The organism is Pseudomonas cremoricolorata DSM 17059 = NBRC 16634, from assembly GCF_000425745.1.
GTDB classification, from domain to species: domain Bacteria; phylum Pseudomonadota; class Gammaproteobacteria; order Pseudomonadales; family Pseudomonadaceae; genus Aquipseudomonas; species Aquipseudomonas cremoricolorata.
This window is the reverse complement of sequence record NZ_AUEA01000007.1, coordinates 247,475-262,187: the sequence shown is the minus strand read 5'-3', so window position 1 is coordinate 262,187 and position 14,713 is coordinate 247,475. Positions and strand designations below refer to the sequence as shown.

Sequence of the window (14,713 nt, the reverse complement as noted above, 5' to 3'; positions counted from 1 at the left end):
ATGACCGGGCCTTGTTGTTTCAGCAGTCGGTCAAGCTCAGGAAGATGCTGGCCAGACGCTCCAGCCCAGCTTGGTCAGCCTCGCTGAAGCGGCCGATGCGCGGGCTGTCCAGGTCCAGCACCCCTATCAGCCGACCGTCCTTGAGCAGCGGGATCACCAGCTCACTGTTAGATGCACTGTCACAGGCGATATGCCCAGGGAACGCATGCACATCCTCGACCCGCTGGGTTTGCCGGGTGGCTGCCGCAGCGCCACAGACACCGCGGTCGAAGGGAATACGCACACACGCCACCTGGCCCTGGAACGGACCGAGTACCAGCTCTTCGTTGCGGTTCAAGTAGAAGCCGGCCCAGTTGAGGTCATCGAGCTGGTGAAAGAGAAACGCGGAAAACTGCGCGGCATTGGCGATGAAGTCACGTTCATCGGCAAACAGCGCCTGCACCTGCGCGGCCAGCAAGTCGTAGCCATCGAGGCCGGCACCACTGGCATTCAAGTCGATCATTGATTCTGCTCCAACAATTGCAGCCCGACCCAGTAGCGGGCGAACTGGTAGGCACATCGGCCATTACGGTTGCCGCGCCCGGTGGCCCAGCGCACGGCGAGAATATCCAGCGCGTCATCGCGCTGCCAGGAAAGGCCAGCCTGGATCGCCAGTTGGCTGATCCAGTGCTCGACCACCTCCAGGTAATGCTCCTGGGTGAACGGGTAGAACGACAGCCACAGGCCAAAGCGGTCGGACAGCGCGATCTTGTCTTCCACCGCCTCGCTGGGGTGCAGCTCACCGTCGACCCGCTTCCAGTTTTCATTGTCGCTCTGTTGCTCGGGCACCAGATGGCGACGGTTGGAGGTGGCATACAGCAGTACGTTGTCTGGCGCCTGCTCCAGCGAGCCATCGAGCACACTTTTCAGCACCCGGTAGTCGCCCTCGCCGGCCTCGAACGAAAGGTCGTCGCAAAACAGCACGAAACGCTGCGGCAAGGTGTGCAGCAGCTCGACCACCCTTGGCAGATCGGCCAGGTGATCGCGCTCGATTTCGATCAGGCGCAGGCCCGCGGCGGCGTGCTCGGCGAGCAAGGCGCGTACCAGCGACGACTTGCCAGTGCCGCGCGAGCCCCACAGCAGCGCATGGTTGGCCGGCAGGCCGGCGATGAACTGTTCGGTGTTGCGACCCAGTTGCTGGCACTGCTTGTCGACGCCGATCAAATCGGACAGGCGCATGTCCAGGCTCACCTGCAACGGCTGCAGATAGCCGCTGCGACCGTCGCGCTGCCAGCGTGCGGCCAGCGTGGTGTGCCAGTCGAGCGTGGGGCGCAGGGCTGGCAGCAACGGTTCGAGGCGGGTCAGCAGCGAATCGGCACGTTCGAGAAAGGCGGTCAGGCGGGGGTCCATGATGGCTCCTAAGGTGTTAGACGACGCAACGGCCCGCGCGGCGGACGTTCGTGGCACAGTGCGGCTGGGCGCGCATAGCGTAGCGTTGGTTGACCCACGCGAGCCGCATTGCGACTACCATCGCAGTCACAGGCGCAACCCCATCCACTTGCTCGGGGCCTATGGATATCAAGTTCACCAACCGCCTCTCCTACAAACAAGCCCGGCTCACCGTGCTGGTGGGCTTCGTGCTGGGCACCCTGCTCAGCCTGGTGCAGATCGGCGTCGATTATGCCAGCGAAGACGCGGCCATCAACCGTGAACTGCAAACGCTGCTGCAAATCAGCCATGACACCGCCTCGCGCATCGCCTACAACATCGACGCCGAGCTGGGCGAGGAGCTGACCGGCGGCCTGCTGCGTGCCCCGGCGATAATCCGCGCGCGGCTGGTCGATAACAATGGCACGGTGCTCGCCGACAGCCAACGTACGCCCATGGAGAGTGATTACCGGCCGCTGTCGGACTTTCTGTTCGGTGAGCAGCGCCAGTTCCAGGATCGCCTGTTCCTCGCGCAGATGCCCGATGACTACCTGGGCACGTTGTACCTGGACGTCGACACCTATGCCTTCACCAGCCGTTTTCTCGAACGTGCCGGGCTGACCCTGCTCAGTGGCTTCGCTCGTACCCTGGTGCTGACCGGCATTCTCCTGACGCTGTTCTACCTGATGCTGACCAAACCGCTGGTGACCGTCATCAGCGCACTGAGCAGCGGCCGGCAGAACCGCGTGGACTGCCCGCCCGGTCACGAGCGCGACGAAATCGGCGTGCTGGTGAAGGTGGCCAATCAGCAATTCGTCAGCATGGCCACCGAAATCCAGCAACGTCGGCATGCCGAAAACCGCCTGACCCAGTACCTCAACGAGCTTGAAGACATGGTTTCGGCGCGCACCGAGGCGCTCAAGGCGAGCAACGATCGCCTCAGCCAATCCAACCACGAGCTACAGATCGCTCGCGCCCAGGCGCTGGACATGGCTCAGGCACGCTCGGCGTTCCTGGCCAACATGAGCCACGAAATCCGCACCCCGCTCAATGGCCTGCTGGGCATGATCGCCCTGACTCTGGACACCCCCATGGCGACCGAGCAGCGTCAGCAGCTGTCGATTGCCCACGACTCGGGCAAAGTCCTGGTGGCGCTGCTCAACGATATTCTTGACCTGTCCAAGTTCGATGCCGGGCAGTTGCAACTGGAACGGATCGCCTTCGACCTGGGTGGTCTGGTAGAGGACACCGCCAGCTTGCTGTCGCAGAATGCCGCGGCGAGTGTCGAGCTGACCTGCCTGATCGCTCCTGACCTGCCAGCGCTGGTGCTGGGTGATCCGACCCGGGTGCGGCAGATCGTCAGCAATCTGCTGTCCAATGCCCTGAAGTTCACCCGCTTTGGTCGGGTCGATGTGAGTGTTGTACCCATCGTCGGTGGCGTGCGTCTGGTGGTGCGTGACACCGGTATCGGAATCGCCGAGGACGCCCAGACGCGGATTTTCCAGCCTTTCACCCAGGCCGGGGCCGGCATCACCCGGCAATATGGCGGCACCGGCCTGGGCCTGGCGCTGACGCGCAACCTGTGTACAGCCATGCAAGGGCAACTGCGCGTACGGTCTCAGGTAGGCTTCGGCAGCCAGTTCAGCGCCGACCTGCCGCTGCTTGCGCACGGGCCCGCGCTGGCGATGCCCGCACTGCCGGGGCGGGTCGATGCCATCAGCCGGGCCGGCAGCGGCCTGAGCGAGTTGTTGCAGACGCTACTGCCGGCCTGGGGGCTGGCCTATCAGCGCCACGACAGCGTCGAGCAGCTCGATGTCAGCGCGCTGCATGTGCTGATCACCGACGACCTGCCCACCGTCGAGACGCTGCGCCCGCTGTGCTCGGCGGTCATCGTGCTGGTAACGGCGTACGGCCGCTTCGTATCCATCGAGCAGTCCACCGCCCTGGCGCCGCTGCAGCAGTTGGCGCGTCCGCTGTCCAGGCACAAGCTGCATGAAACCCTGCAGCGTGCGTTGCAGGGCGCGCGCACCGAGCCTGGGTCGGTGCTGCCCGGGGAAGCGCTGCCATCGCAACGTGGGCGAATCCTGCTGGTGGAGGACAACCCGGTCAATCAGCTGGTGGCTCGCGGCATGCTGGGCAAGCTCGGCTACCCGGTGGAGGTGGCGGGCAATGGTCTGGAAGCGCTGGAGATGTTGCAAAGATGCCCCTTCGACCTGGTGCTGATGGACTGCAACATGCCGGTGATGGATGGCTACCAGGCGGCGCGAACCATCCGTCAGCGCGGCAACTGGCCTGACTTGCCGATCATTGCCCTGACCGCCAACGCCATGCCCGAAGAACGCGAGCGCTGCCGCGCCGCAGGCATGGACGATTACTTGGCCAAGCCGTTTCGCCGCGAGCAGTTGCTGGCGCTGTTGGAACGCTGGTTGCCAATCAGCGATTGAGCAACCTTTCGATGTCCGCTTGCAGTGCCTGCGGCTTGGTCGCCGGCGCGTAGCGGGTGACCTGGCCGCTCTGCGGATCGACCAGGAACTTGGTGAAGTTCCACTTGATGCGCTCGCTGCCCAGCAGCCCCGGCGCGCGTTTTTTCAGCTCGCGGAACAACGCGTGGGTCAGCTCACCGTTGACCTCGACCTTGCGAAACAGCGGGAAACTGACCCCGAAATTGCGCTCGCAGAACTGCGCGATTTCAAGCGTATCGCCCGGCTCCTGCTTGCCGAACTGATTGCACGGGAAGCCAAGCACTACCAGACCTTGGCCACGGTACTGCTGCCACAGTTGCTCCAGGCCCTTGTATTGCGGGGTAAAGCCGCATTGGCTGGCGGTGTTGACCACCAGCAGCGCCTTGCCGGCAAAATCCGCCAGGCGCTTGTGCTCGCCGCCCAAGGTCAGGCAGGAAATCTCCAGCAGCGGGTCAGTCATGGCTGGCCTGCGCAGGTTCGAAGTTCAGGCACACCGAGTTGATGCAGTAACGCAACCCGGTGGGCGCCGGGCCATCCGGGAAGACATGCCCCAGGTGCGCATCACAGCGCGCGCAGGTGACTTCGGTACGGATCATGCCGTGGGAGGTGTCGCGGATTTCGATCATCGCCGCCTCATCGATCGGCGCGCTGAAGCTCGGCCAGCCACAGCCGGCGTCGAACTTTGTGGCGGCATCGAACAGCGGCAGGTCGCAGCAGATGCAGTGATAGACACCGGGGCGGGTTTCACCGTTGTACTTGCCGGTGAATGGCCGTTCGGTGCCCTTGAGTCGACACACCTGGTACTGCGCCGGATCGAGCATCTCACGCCACTCTTCCAGGGATTTTTCAAACTTTTCCATAGGTAACCTCGGCAGGCTAATTTCACCGTGCGCCGGCTTTCTTTCTGGCGCCGGTGACACGTATATTAGTGGGCTTATCTTGCCAGCCAGTCTGGCATGCGCCCCGTCCTTCTCCAATCCTCGAGCGTGGCGCGCAGCGACTTCTCAACCGGGATCACATCATGCAGTTCAGCAAATCGAACAAGCTCGCCAATGTCTGCTACGACATTCGCGGCCCAGTGCTCAAGCACGCCAAGCGCCTGGAAGAGGAAGGCCATCGCATCCTCAAGCTGAACATCGGCAACCCGGCGCCGTTTGGCTTCGAGGCGCCGGACGAAATCCTTCAGGATGTCATCCGCAACCTGCCCACCGCCCAAGGCTACAGTGACTCCAAAGGCCTGTTCAGCGCACGCAAGGCAGTCATGCAGTACTGCCAGCAGAAACAGATCGACGGTGTCGGCATCGAAGACATCTATCTGGGCAACGGCGTGTCCGAGCTGATCGTCATGTCCATGCAGGCGCTGCTCAACAACGGCGATGAAGTGCTGATTCCGGCACCCGACTACCCGCTGTGGACCGCTGCGGTGAGCCTGGCTGGCGGCAAACCCGTGCACTATTTGTGCGACGAGCAGGCCGATTGGTTCCCTGACCTGGACGACATCAAGGCCAAGATCACCCCCGACACCAAGGCACTGGTGATCATCAACCCCAACAACCCCACCGGAGCGGTGTATTCCCGCGAGCTGCTGCTGGGCATGCTGGAGCTGGCTCGGCAGCACAACCTGGTGGTGTTCTCCGACGAGATCTACGACAAGATCCTCTACGACGAAGCCGTGCACATCAGCACCGCGGCGCTGGCCCCCGACCTGCTGTGCCTGACCTTCAACGGCCTGTCGAAGTCGTACCGCATCGCCGGGTTCCGTTCCGGCTGGCTGATCATCTCAGGCCCCAAGCACAACGCGCAGAGCTACATCGAGGGCATCGACATGCTCGCCAACATGCGCCTGTGTGCCAACGTGCCGGCGCAACATGCGATTCAGACGGCGCTGGGCGGCTACCAGAGCATCAACGACCTGATCCTGCCCCCGGGCCGCCTGCTCGAGCAGCGCAATCGCGCCTATGAGCTGCTCAACGACATCCCCGGCGTCAGCTGCGTCAAACCAATGGGCGCGCTGTACGCCTTCCCGCGCATCGACCCGAAAGTCTGCCCGATCTACAACGACGAGCGCTTCGCCCTCGACCTGCTGCTGTCGGAAAAACTGCTGATCGTTCAGGGCACCGCCTTCAACTGGCCATGGCCCGACCACTTCCGCGTGGTGACCCTGCCGCGGGTGGACGACCTGGAACAGGCGATCGGGCGCATCGGCAACTTCCTGCGCGGCTATTCGCAGTAAGCCGGGTTCAGAACGCGTTCCTACGGCAGTTGGCCTGCTTGTAGGAACGCCGGTTCGACGATCCTACCCCCTCCGGTAACACTTCTTACATCCTGCAACGCTCTATCCCACGAGCCGGCCGATTTCCTCTGGCATACTCCGCCTACACAGTTTGAAATAGTCCGTCGGTTGAATCCCGCCGCCCTCCCCCTTATATACCCCCGCAGAACGCCACTCTTTCATCCGTCAGGAGAACGTCACAACCATGATGCGCATCTTGCTGTTTGTAGCCACCAACCTCGCGGTGGTGCTGGTTGCAAGCATTACCCTTAGCCTGTTCGGCTTCAACGGGTTCATGGCCGCCAACGGGGTCGATCTCGACCTGGGCAGCCTGCTGATTTTCTGCGCTGTGTTCGGGTTTGCCGGCTCCCTCGTATCGCTGTTCATCTCCAAATGGATGGCGAAGATGAGCACCGGCACCCAGATCATCACCCAGCCACGCACTCGTCATGAGCAATGGCTGCTGCAGACCGTCGAAGAACTGTCCCGTGAAGCCGGCATCAAAATGCCTGAGGTCGGTATCTTCCCGGCCTATGAGGCCAACGCATTCGCCACCGGCTGGAACCGCAACGACGCTCTGGTCGCGGTGTCGCAAGGCTTGCTCGAGCGCTTCTCGCCCGATGAAGTCAAGGCGGTGCTGGCCCACGAGATCGGCCACGTCGCCAACGGCGACATGGTCACCCTGGCGCTGGTCCAGGGCGTGGTGAACACCTTCGTGATGTTCTTCGCCCGCATCATCGGCAACTTCGTCGACCGGGTGATCTTCAAGAACGAAGAAGGCCGCGGTATCGCCTATTACGTGGCGACCATCGTCGCCGAGCTGGTGCTGGGCATTCTCGCCAGCATGATCGTCATGTGGTTCTCGCGTCGCCGCGAGTACCGTGCCGACGAGGCCGGCGCGCAGTTGGCCGGCACTGGCGCCATGATCAACGCCCTGCAGCGCCTGCGCTCGGAGCAAGGCATGCCGGTGCACATGCCCGATACCCTCAAGGCGTTCGCCATCAATGGTGGCCTGAAAGACGGCCTGGCCGGCCTGCTGATGAGCCATCCGCCGCTGGAAGACCGTATCGACGCCCTGCGCCGCCGCGGTTGATCGAGCAGCAGACACACGACAGGGCGACTTCGGTCGCCCTGTTGCATTCAAGCCCCCTTACCGGCTCAGCCGATACACCCGCTCGCGCAGGCTGCTGACCCCCGCCGCGACGAAACGCGGGCTGTCCTGGCGAATGTCGCAGCGCTCGATTTCGCTGACCTGCCACTGCTTCAGCCCACGCTGCACTTCTTCTGCGCCAACGCTGAAGGGCGGCCCGTCGATCAATGCCTGATCGTATTCCAAAGTGACCAACAGGCCTTGGCACGGCGACGGCAGCAGCTCACTCAGGTGAGCCAGGTAACGCTCACGCATGGCCGTCGGCAAGGCGATGAGTGCAGCACGGTCATACAGCGCCGAGCAGTCCTGTACCTGCGAAGGGGTCAGGGCGAAGAAGTCGCCACACCACACCTGCAGGGCGTCGTCCTGCCAGACCTCGAACTCACCTTCCCGGGTGATCTGCGGGGTCAGTCCATGCTCGCTGAACAGCGCCGCCACGGCCTTGCGCGACAGCTCGATGCCCAACACGCGATACCCTTGCTGCAGCAGCCAGAGCAGATCCAGGCTCTTGCCACACAGCGGCACCAGCACCCGCGCCTGTGCCGGCAGCCCAAGGCCCGGCCAGTGCCGTTGCAGGTACTCGTTGACCTGCGGCTGATGAAAGCCAATCTGTTGCGCGGCCCAACGCTGATGCCAGAATGCCGGCTCCATGATCCCTCCAGTTTTTCGATGATTCAGGCGCAAAACTTATATTGGATTACGATCGTTACCTGATCGAACATGGCCACCATGTTAACTCCAGGAGCCGCCTTCATGCTGCCCAGCCTGTTCATCTCCCATGGCTCACCCATGCTCGCCCTGCAACCCGGTGCAAGCGGACCGGCACTGGCCGCACTGGCCGGATCGTTGCCGCGCCCGCGCGCGATCGTGCTGGTTTCCGCGCACTGGGAAAGCCGCAAGCTGTTGCTGACCAGCGGCCCGCAACCGCGCACCTGGCATGATTTTTCCGGCTTCCCGCCGGCGCTGTACCGGGTCGAGTACCCTGCCCCGGGCGACCCCGCTCTGGCCCTGCAAATTGCCCGGCGCCTGCGCGCGGCCGGGCTGCCAGCGGAGCTCGATGAGCAACGCCCCTTCGACCATGGTGCCTGGGTGCCGCTGTCGCTGATGTATCCGCAGGCAGATATCCCGTTGCTACAGCTGTCGCTGCCAAGCCACCTGGGCCCGACCCAGCAGCTGCGCATCGGCGCGGCACTCGCCGAACTGCGTGCAGAGGGCGTACTGCTGATCGGCTCGGGCAGCATCACCCACAACCTCGGCGAGTTGAATTGGCAGGCCGGGCCCGAGGTCATCGAGCCATGGGCCAAAGCCTTTCGCGACTGGATGGTAGAGCGCCTGCAGCAAGGCGATCAGCAGGCCCTGCTCGACTACCGTCAGCGTGCGCCCTACGCCGTGCGCAACCACCCAAGCGACGAGCATCTGCTGCCGTTGTTCTTCGCCCTGGCGGCGGGCGGCGAGTTTGCCCAGGTGCACCACGGCTTCACTCTCGGCGCGCTGGGCATGGACATCTACCGTTTCGGCTGAGCGCAGTGGTAAACGCCAGGCAAAAAAAATCCCCGGCATCAACCGGGGATTTTCTTCAGCGCACCAGGATCAATCTTCGCGATAACGGCGCAGCTTGAGCTGTTTGCCGGCGACGCGGGTGTCCTTGAGCTTGGTCAGCAGACGCTCCAGACCATCCTCAGGCAACTCGACCAGGCTGAAGCTGTCGCGTACCTGGATACGGCCGATGGCGTCACGGGCCAGGCCACCTTCGTTGAGGATCGCACCCAACAGGTTCTTGGCCGCGATGCCGTCACGCGCGCCCAGCGCGGTACGGCAACGTACGCGACCTTCGCCCAGCGGCATCGGTGCACGACGCTCACGATCACCACTACGCTCACCGCTGCGCTCGGTACGCTCGGTGCGCTCACGCGGGGCACCGTTCGGAACCAGCGGTTGCTCACGCTCGACCGACGCCAGGCTCAGGGCCTGACCGTTGGTGGCCTTGCGCAGCAGGGCCGAAGCCAGCGCACGTGGCGAGCAGCCGAGGTCGGCGGTGAGGCGGTCGAGCAGTTCGCCGTGGCTTGCCTCCGACTCGGCAACCAGCGGCGCCAGGCTGGTGGTGAGCTTCTTGATACGCGCATCGAGCACGGCTTGTGCGCCAGGCAGACGGGCTTCAGCGACCTTCTGCCCGGTGACACGCTCGATCAGTTGCAGCATGCGCCGCTCGCGCGGGGTCACCAGCAGCAGTGCGCGACCTTCGCGACCGGCACGGCCGGTACGGCCGATACGGTGCACGTAGGACTCAGGGTCGTACGGCATGTCGACGTTGAACACGTGGGTGATACGCGGCACGTCCAGACCACGAGCCGCGACGTCGGTGGCGACGACGATGTCCAGACGGCCATCCTTGAGCGACTCGATGACCCGCTCACGCTGGTTCTGGGCGATGTCGCCGTTCAGCGCAGCAGCCTTGTAGCCTTTGGCTTCCAGGGCGGCGGCCAGGTCCAGAGTGGCTTGCTTGGTACGCACGAAGGCGATCAGCGCATCGAACTCTTCGACTTCCAGCAGACGCAGCACGGCCGGGATCTTCTGGTCGGCGTGGACCATCAGGTGAGCCTGGTCGATGGCGGTGACGGTCTGGGTCTTGCTCTGGATCTTGACGTGCTTGGGGTCACGCAGGTGACGCTCGGCGATCGAACGGATCGACGACGGCAAGGTGGCCGAGAACAGCACGGTCTGACGGGTTTCGGGAATGGCGTCGAAGATGACTTCCAGGTCATCCATGAAGCCGAGCTTGAGCATCTCGTCGGCTTCGTCCAGCACCAGGTACTTGACCGTGGACAGGACTTTTTCATCGCGGCGCAGGTGATCGCACAGGCGACCCGGGGTAGCGACGACGATCTGTGCGCCATTACGGATGGCTTTGAGCTGTGGGCCCATCGGGGCGCCACCATAGACGGCTACCACGTTCACGCCCGGCATCTGCTTGGCGTAGGTTTCGAAGGCCGTGGCTACTTGCAGCGCCAACTCACGGGTTGGCGCAAGGATCAGGGCTTGCGGTTCGCGCTTGCTCACATCGATGCCGTTGAGCACCGGCAGGGCGAAGGCAGCGGTCTTGCCGGTGCCAGTCTGCGCCTGGCCGATCATGTCGTGACCGGCGAGGATGATCGGGATCGATTGTTGCTGAATGGCCGAAGGCTCTTCGTAGCCGGTGGCGACTACGGCAGCAACGATATTCGGATTGAGATCGAGAGCGGCGAATCCGCCGGTTTCCTGGGTCATGGGTCTGCCTCTAGAGTGCATCCGCAAAGACCCATGCTCCAAAGCTGCACATTGCCTTGAAAGACCAGAAGGTCACCCAGGCAGCTTTGGCGGCGGGGATTTGCGAAGACGATTGAAAAAGGAACGTGTGAGAAGGGTCCGCCTAGCGGACGTACAGCCGAAGCTGGACTCGGAGGATTTGCACCGCCTGATTTTGCGGTCCGCTAAAAGACCGGCGCGTACTATATACGAATTGGCGCGATGACGTGAGGAAAATTTTCACCCGGCAAGCCCGGCAGGCAAACGAGCTGAATCGTTTCCTCCCGGGTCGCGTCTTTGCGCTCAGGAGGCCGGGCGAATTGCCCGCAGCAGCGCTTCCAGGCTGTAGCCCAGGCGCGGTGCCAGGGCCTCGGCGCGGGCCTGCAGCGCTGGCAGATCGAGGGTTTGCTGGATATCGGCCGGTACCAGCACGATGACATTGCCTTCGTTGACCGGCAGCTCCCAGTAGTGTCGGTGGTACAGACCGCGCAGCAATGCCGCCCCCAGTGGCTTGCCGTCATCCCCCGCCCACTGATTGATGACCAGCCAGCCATCGGGGTTGAGCTGCTTCTGGCAGTCTTCCAGAAAACGCCAGGCCAGGTGCGCGACGCCCGGACCATGATCGGTGTACAGGTCGACGAACAGCAGGTCGGTCTTCTCGGCGCTGGGCAACAACTGCATGGCATCGCCAATGCGCACGTAAAGGCGCGGATCATCGTCCAGCCCCAGGTACTCCATGGCCAGGCGCGGCACATCAGGGCGCAGCTCGATGACCTCGACGTCCTCCAGCGGCAGGAACTTCAGGCAGGCCTGGGTCAGGGTGCCGGCGCCCAGACCGAGAAACAGCGCGGTTTCCGGCTGCGCATGGCACAACGCGCCGACCAGCATGGCGCGGGTGTAGTCGTATTCCAGCCAGGCGGGGTCGGCGGTGAAGGTACAGCTCTGCTCGATGGCATCGCCGAATTCGAGAAACCGGTAGTCATCGACTTCGTACACACTGATGACGCCAAAGGCATCCTCGACCCGGGCCAGCAGCCGCTCCTCACGCTCGGTGGTCATGCTCGCTCCTGTTCGCCCCGGCAAAAGCCGGCATTGTCCGCCAATGCCGGCAGTGCAACAAGCGCGCAGGCAGCTGATAGGATGGCAGCCTGATCTTCAGCCACCCGACCGAGCCTGTACATGAGCCAACCCTGGAGCCCCGATAGCTGGCGCGCCCTGCCGATCCAGCAGCAACCGATCTACCCCGATGCCGCCCATCTGGCGCGCGTCGAGCAGAGCCTGGCGAGTTACCCGCCGCTGGTGTTCGCAGGCGAAGCACGGGAGCTGCGCAGGCAGTTCGCCGAGGTCACCGAAGGCCGCGCGTTCCTGCTGCAGGGCGGCGATTGCGCCGAGAGCTTCGCCGAATTCAGCGCCGCGAAGATTCGCGACACCTTCAAGGTGCTGTTGCAGATGGCCATCGTCATGACCTTCGCCGCCGGTTGCCCGGTGGTGAAAGTCGGGCGCATGGCCGGGCAGTTCGCCAAGCCGCGCTCGAGCAATGACGAAACCCTCGGCCAGGTCACCCTGCCCGCCTACCGCGGCGATATCGTCAACGGCATCGGCTTCGACCCGGTCAGCCGGGTGCCTGATCCCGAGCGCCTGCTGCAGGCCTATCACCAGTCCACCGCCAGCCTCAACCTGCTGCGCGCGTTCGCCCAGGGCGGCTTCGCCGACCTGCACCAGGTGCACAAATGGAACCTCGACTTCATCGCCAACTCGGCGTTGGCCAACAAGTATCACCAGCTGGCCGACCGCATCGACGAGACCTTGGCGTTCATGCGCGCCTGCGGCCTGGACAGCGCCCCGCAGTTACGCGAAACCAGCTTCTTCACCGCCCATGAAGCGCTCTTGCTCAACTACGAGCAGGCCTTCGTGCGCCAGGACAGCCTCACCGGTGATCACTACGATTGTTCGGCGCACATGCTGTGGATCGGCGACCGCACTCGCCAGCTCGATGGCGCCCATGTGGAGTTTCTGCGCGGGGTGCACAATCCGATTGGGGTCAAGGTCGGCCCAAGCATGCGCAGCGACGAGCTGATCCGCCTGATCGACACGCTCAACCCGAGCAACGACCCTGGGCGACTCAACCTGATCGTGCGCATGGGCGCGGGCAAGGTCGGCGAGCACCTGCCGCGGTTGATCCGCAGCGTCGAGCAGGAGGGGCGCAAGGTGCTGTGGAGTTGCGACCCGATGCACGGCAACACCATCAAGGCCAGCAGCGGCTACAAGACCCGTGACTTCGCGCAGATCCTCGACGAAGTGAAGCAGTTCTTCCAGGTGCACCAGGCCGAAGGCAGCTATGCAGGCGGCATCCATATCGAGATGACCGGGCAGAACGTCACCGAGTGCATCGGCGGCGCACGGCCCATCACCGAAGATGGGCTGTCTGACCGCTACCACACCCACTGCGACCCGCGGCTCAATGCCGACCAGTCGCTGGAACTGGCCTTCCTCATCGCCCAGACCCTCAAGGACGTACGCCGCTAGCCTGGCGTACCCGCCGCTGCCGCGCCACGCGGCAGCGGCCCTCAGACCTCCAGCGCGAGCATCACCGCGCACACCAGCAGAAAGCCGCAGAACAGCCCGCGCAGGAGTTTTTCCGGCATGGCGTGGGCCAGCTTCACCCCCCAACTGATGCTCAACAGCCCGCCAATGGCCATGGGAATGGCGACTGACCAGATCACGTTGCCATGCAGCGCATAGGTCACCAGGGTAACGAAGGTGCTGGGCGCCGCCAGCGACAGCGACAGACCCTGGGCCACCACCTGCGTGGTGCCGAACACGCTGGTGAGGATGGGCGTGGCGACCACCGCCCCACCGACCCCGAACAGGCCGCCCATGGCGCCGGAAAAACTGCCCAGCGCCGCCAGCCAGGGCCAGCCATAACGCAGTTGCGGGCTCGGGGTAGCGCTGCGCATGAACAGGCGCAAGACATTCCACACCGCCAGCACCAGCAGAAAACCGATGAAGCCCAGGCGCATGGACTGGGCGTCCAGACCCACCGCCCAGATCGAGCCAAGCCAGGCGAAAACGAAGCTGCACACGGCCAGCGGCAGGGCGTGGCGCAGCTCGATGCGGTTGCGCTGGTGGTAGCGCCACAGGGCCAACAGCACGTTCGGCACCACCATGACCAGCGCCGTGCCTTGGGCCATCTGCTGATCGAGCCCGAACAACACCCCCAGCGCCGGGATGGCGATCAAGCCGCCGCCAATACCGAACAATCCACCTACGGTGCCCAGCCCCGCGCCCAATATCACGTACATCAGCCACTCGAACATCACACGACCTGCTTCTTCGGATGAGCGCGCATGCTACCAGCCCGGCATCCCGAGGAAACGTTTGGCAACAAATACTGGAGTGCCAGACGTGGATAGACGCCGATTTGATCACGCACGTGATTAGCCCGCATCAGAGTTCGACTGCGCTGACACCGTCGTGCAAGTCCGCCATGGCACAGACCCCCCACAGGTCGACATGAATTTGAAACGAACTCTCGCGCACCTTCGCTGCTCGAAATTGCTAGAGCCGTTCTAGACCGGTGCCGGCGTGTATCTGGCCCTGCGTGACGAGCTGCGATGGCCACCAGCCGCCTCGAGCCTGCTGGGTATTTCCGACATCTCGATTTCAAGGACCTGCATGAACGCCGATATCAAAGCCCCCCGAGATGAATTGCTGCTGGATAACCAGGTGTGCTTCGCCCTGCACTCGACCTCGCTGATGATGACCAAGGTCTACAAGCCACTGTTGCAGAAGCTCGGGCTGACCTATCCGCAGTACCTGGCCATGCTCGTGCTGTGGGAACAGGATGGGCTCACCGTCGGGGAAATCAGCCATCGCCTGCTGACCGACCCCGGCTCGCTGACCCCGTTGCTCAAGCGTCTGGAAAGCGAAGGGCTGCTCAAGCGCACGCGCAGTCGTGACGATGAACGGGTGGTCATCGTCGAGCTGACTACCCGCGGCCGCACGCTGCGCGACAAGGCCCAGCACATGCCGCAGTCGATCACCGAGGCCAGCGGGCGCACCGCCGAACGGCTTCAGGCGTTGCAGGCCGAGCTGGTGGAGATTCGCGCCAGCCTGCAAAAAAATCTATAAACCACGGAC

The 14,713-nt window shown here is 63.6% G+C and carries 14 protein-coding genes; 6 read left to right on the top strand and 8 right to left on the bottom strand.

The genetic code is table 11. The annotated features are described in order from the left end of the window. Positions 1–19: 19 nt before the first annotated feature. Both H618_RS0109835 and H618_RS0109830 read right to left on the bottom strand, forming a co-directional pair. Entirely contained in the window at positions 20–502 is a 483-nt protein-coding gene (locus H618_RS0109835) for a GAF domain-containing protein (RefSeq protein WP_028694912.1), read from the bottom strand. Beyond that, complete coding sequence (locus tag H618_RS0109830; protein ID WP_028694911.1) at positions 499–1,389, bottom strand: ATP-binding protein; 891 nt, start codon at positions 1,387–1,389, stop codon at positions 499–501. Before H618_RS0109830 ends, H618_RS0109835 begins: the two co-directional genes overlap by 4 nt. A 161-nt stretch (positions 1,390–1,550) precedes the next feature. Between H618_RS0109830 and H618_RS0109825 the strand changes: the two genes are divergently transcribed. Beyond that, positions 1,551–3,851 (top strand): hybrid sensor histidine kinase/response regulator, encoded by a 2,301-nt coding sequence (locus H618_RS0109825; protein ID WP_050577274.1) that lies wholly within the window; start codon positions 1,551–1,553, stop codon positions 3,849–3,851. Here the strand turns inward: H618_RS0109825 and H618_RS0109820 are convergent. Next, the gene (locus tag H618_RS0109820; RefSeq protein WP_028694909.1) at positions 3,841–4,329 is read right to left on the bottom strand and encodes a glutathione peroxidase; all 489 of its coding nucleotides are present in this window, start codon (positions 4,327–4,329) and stop codon (positions 3,841–3,843) included. The two genes, H618_RS0109825 and H618_RS0109820, sit on opposite strands and share 11 nt — an antisense overlap. Next, complete coding sequence (gene msrB, locus H618_RS0109815) at positions 4,322–4,729, bottom strand: peptide-methionine (R)-S-oxide reductase MsrB (protein WP_028694908.1); 408 nt, start codon at positions 4,727–4,729, stop codon at positions 4,322–4,324. The genes H618_RS0109820 and msrB overlap by 8 nt, the downstream gene beginning before the upstream one ends. Positions 4,730–4,890: 161 nt before the next feature. Between msrB and H618_RS0109810 the strand changes: the two genes are divergently transcribed. Beyond that, positions 4,891–6,102, top strand: a complete 1,212-nt coding sequence (locus H618_RS0109810) for a pyridoxal phosphate-dependent aminotransferase (protein ID WP_028694907.1) — start codon at positions 4,891–4,893, stop codon at positions 6,100–6,102. A gap of 244 nt (positions 6,103–6,346) precedes the next feature. After that, a complete protein-coding gene (gene htpX / locus H618_RS0109805) occupies positions 6,347–7,234 on the top strand; it encodes a protease HtpX (protein ID WP_028694906.1) in 888 nt (295 codons plus the stop codon). A 57-nt stretch (positions 7,235–7,291) separates the two neighbouring features. On the opposite strand, the gene H618_RS0109800 is transcribed toward htpX, so the two are convergent. Beyond that, the gene (locus H618_RS0109800) at positions 7,292–7,942 is read right to left on the bottom strand and encodes a thiopurine S-methyltransferase (protein WP_028694905.1); all 651 of its coding nucleotides are present in this window, start codon (positions 7,940–7,942) and stop codon (positions 7,292–7,294) included. 102 nt (positions 7,943–8,044) lie between these two features. On the opposite strand from H618_RS0109800, the gene H618_RS0109795 reads away from it, so the two are divergent. After that, positions 8,045–8,812 (top strand): DODA-type extradiol aromatic ring-opening family dioxygenase, encoded by a 768-nt coding sequence (locus H618_RS0109795; protein ID WP_028694904.1) that lies wholly within the window; start codon positions 8,045–8,047, stop codon positions 8,810–8,812. Between the two features lie 69 nt (positions 8,813–8,881). Here H618_RS0109795 and H618_RS0109790 read toward each other — a convergent pair whose 3' ends face one another. After that, positions 8,882–10,555, bottom strand: coding sequence for a DEAD/DEAH box helicase (locus H618_RS0109790; RefSeq protein ID WP_028694903.1), 1,674 nt, complete (start codon positions 10,553–10,555; stop codon positions 8,882–8,884). A 321-nt stretch (positions 10,556–10,876) separates the two neighbouring features. Then, complete coding sequence (locus tag H618_RS0109785; RefSeq protein ID WP_028694902.1) at positions 10,877–11,632, bottom strand: spermidine synthase; 756 nt, start codon at positions 11,630–11,632, stop codon at positions 10,877–10,879. A gap of 120 nt (positions 11,633–11,752) precedes the next feature. Here H618_RS0109785 and H618_RS0109780 point away from each other — a divergent pair, with 120 nt between their 5' ends. Beyond that, complete coding sequence (locus tag H618_RS0109780) at positions 11,753–13,099, top strand: class II 3-deoxy-7-phosphoheptulonate synthase (protein ID WP_028694901.1); 1,347 nt, start codon at positions 11,753–11,755, stop codon at positions 13,097–13,099. Between the two features lie 41 nt (positions 13,100–13,140). Here H618_RS0109780 and H618_RS0109775 read toward each other — a convergent pair whose 3' ends face one another. Beyond that, a complete protein-coding gene (locus H618_RS0109775; RefSeq protein ID WP_028694900.1) occupies positions 13,141–13,890 on the bottom strand; it encodes a sulfite exporter TauE/SafE family protein in 750 nt (249 codons plus the stop codon). Between the two features lie 358 nt (positions 13,891–14,248). On the opposite strand from H618_RS0109775, the gene H618_RS0109770 reads away from it, so the two are divergent. Next, the gene (locus tag H618_RS0109770; RefSeq protein ID WP_028694899.1) at positions 14,249–14,704 is read left to right on the top strand and encodes a MarR family winged helix-turn-helix transcriptional regulator; all 456 of its coding nucleotides are present in this window, start codon (positions 14,249–14,251) and stop codon (positions 14,702–14,704) included. Positions 14,705–14,713: the final 9 nt, after the last annotated feature.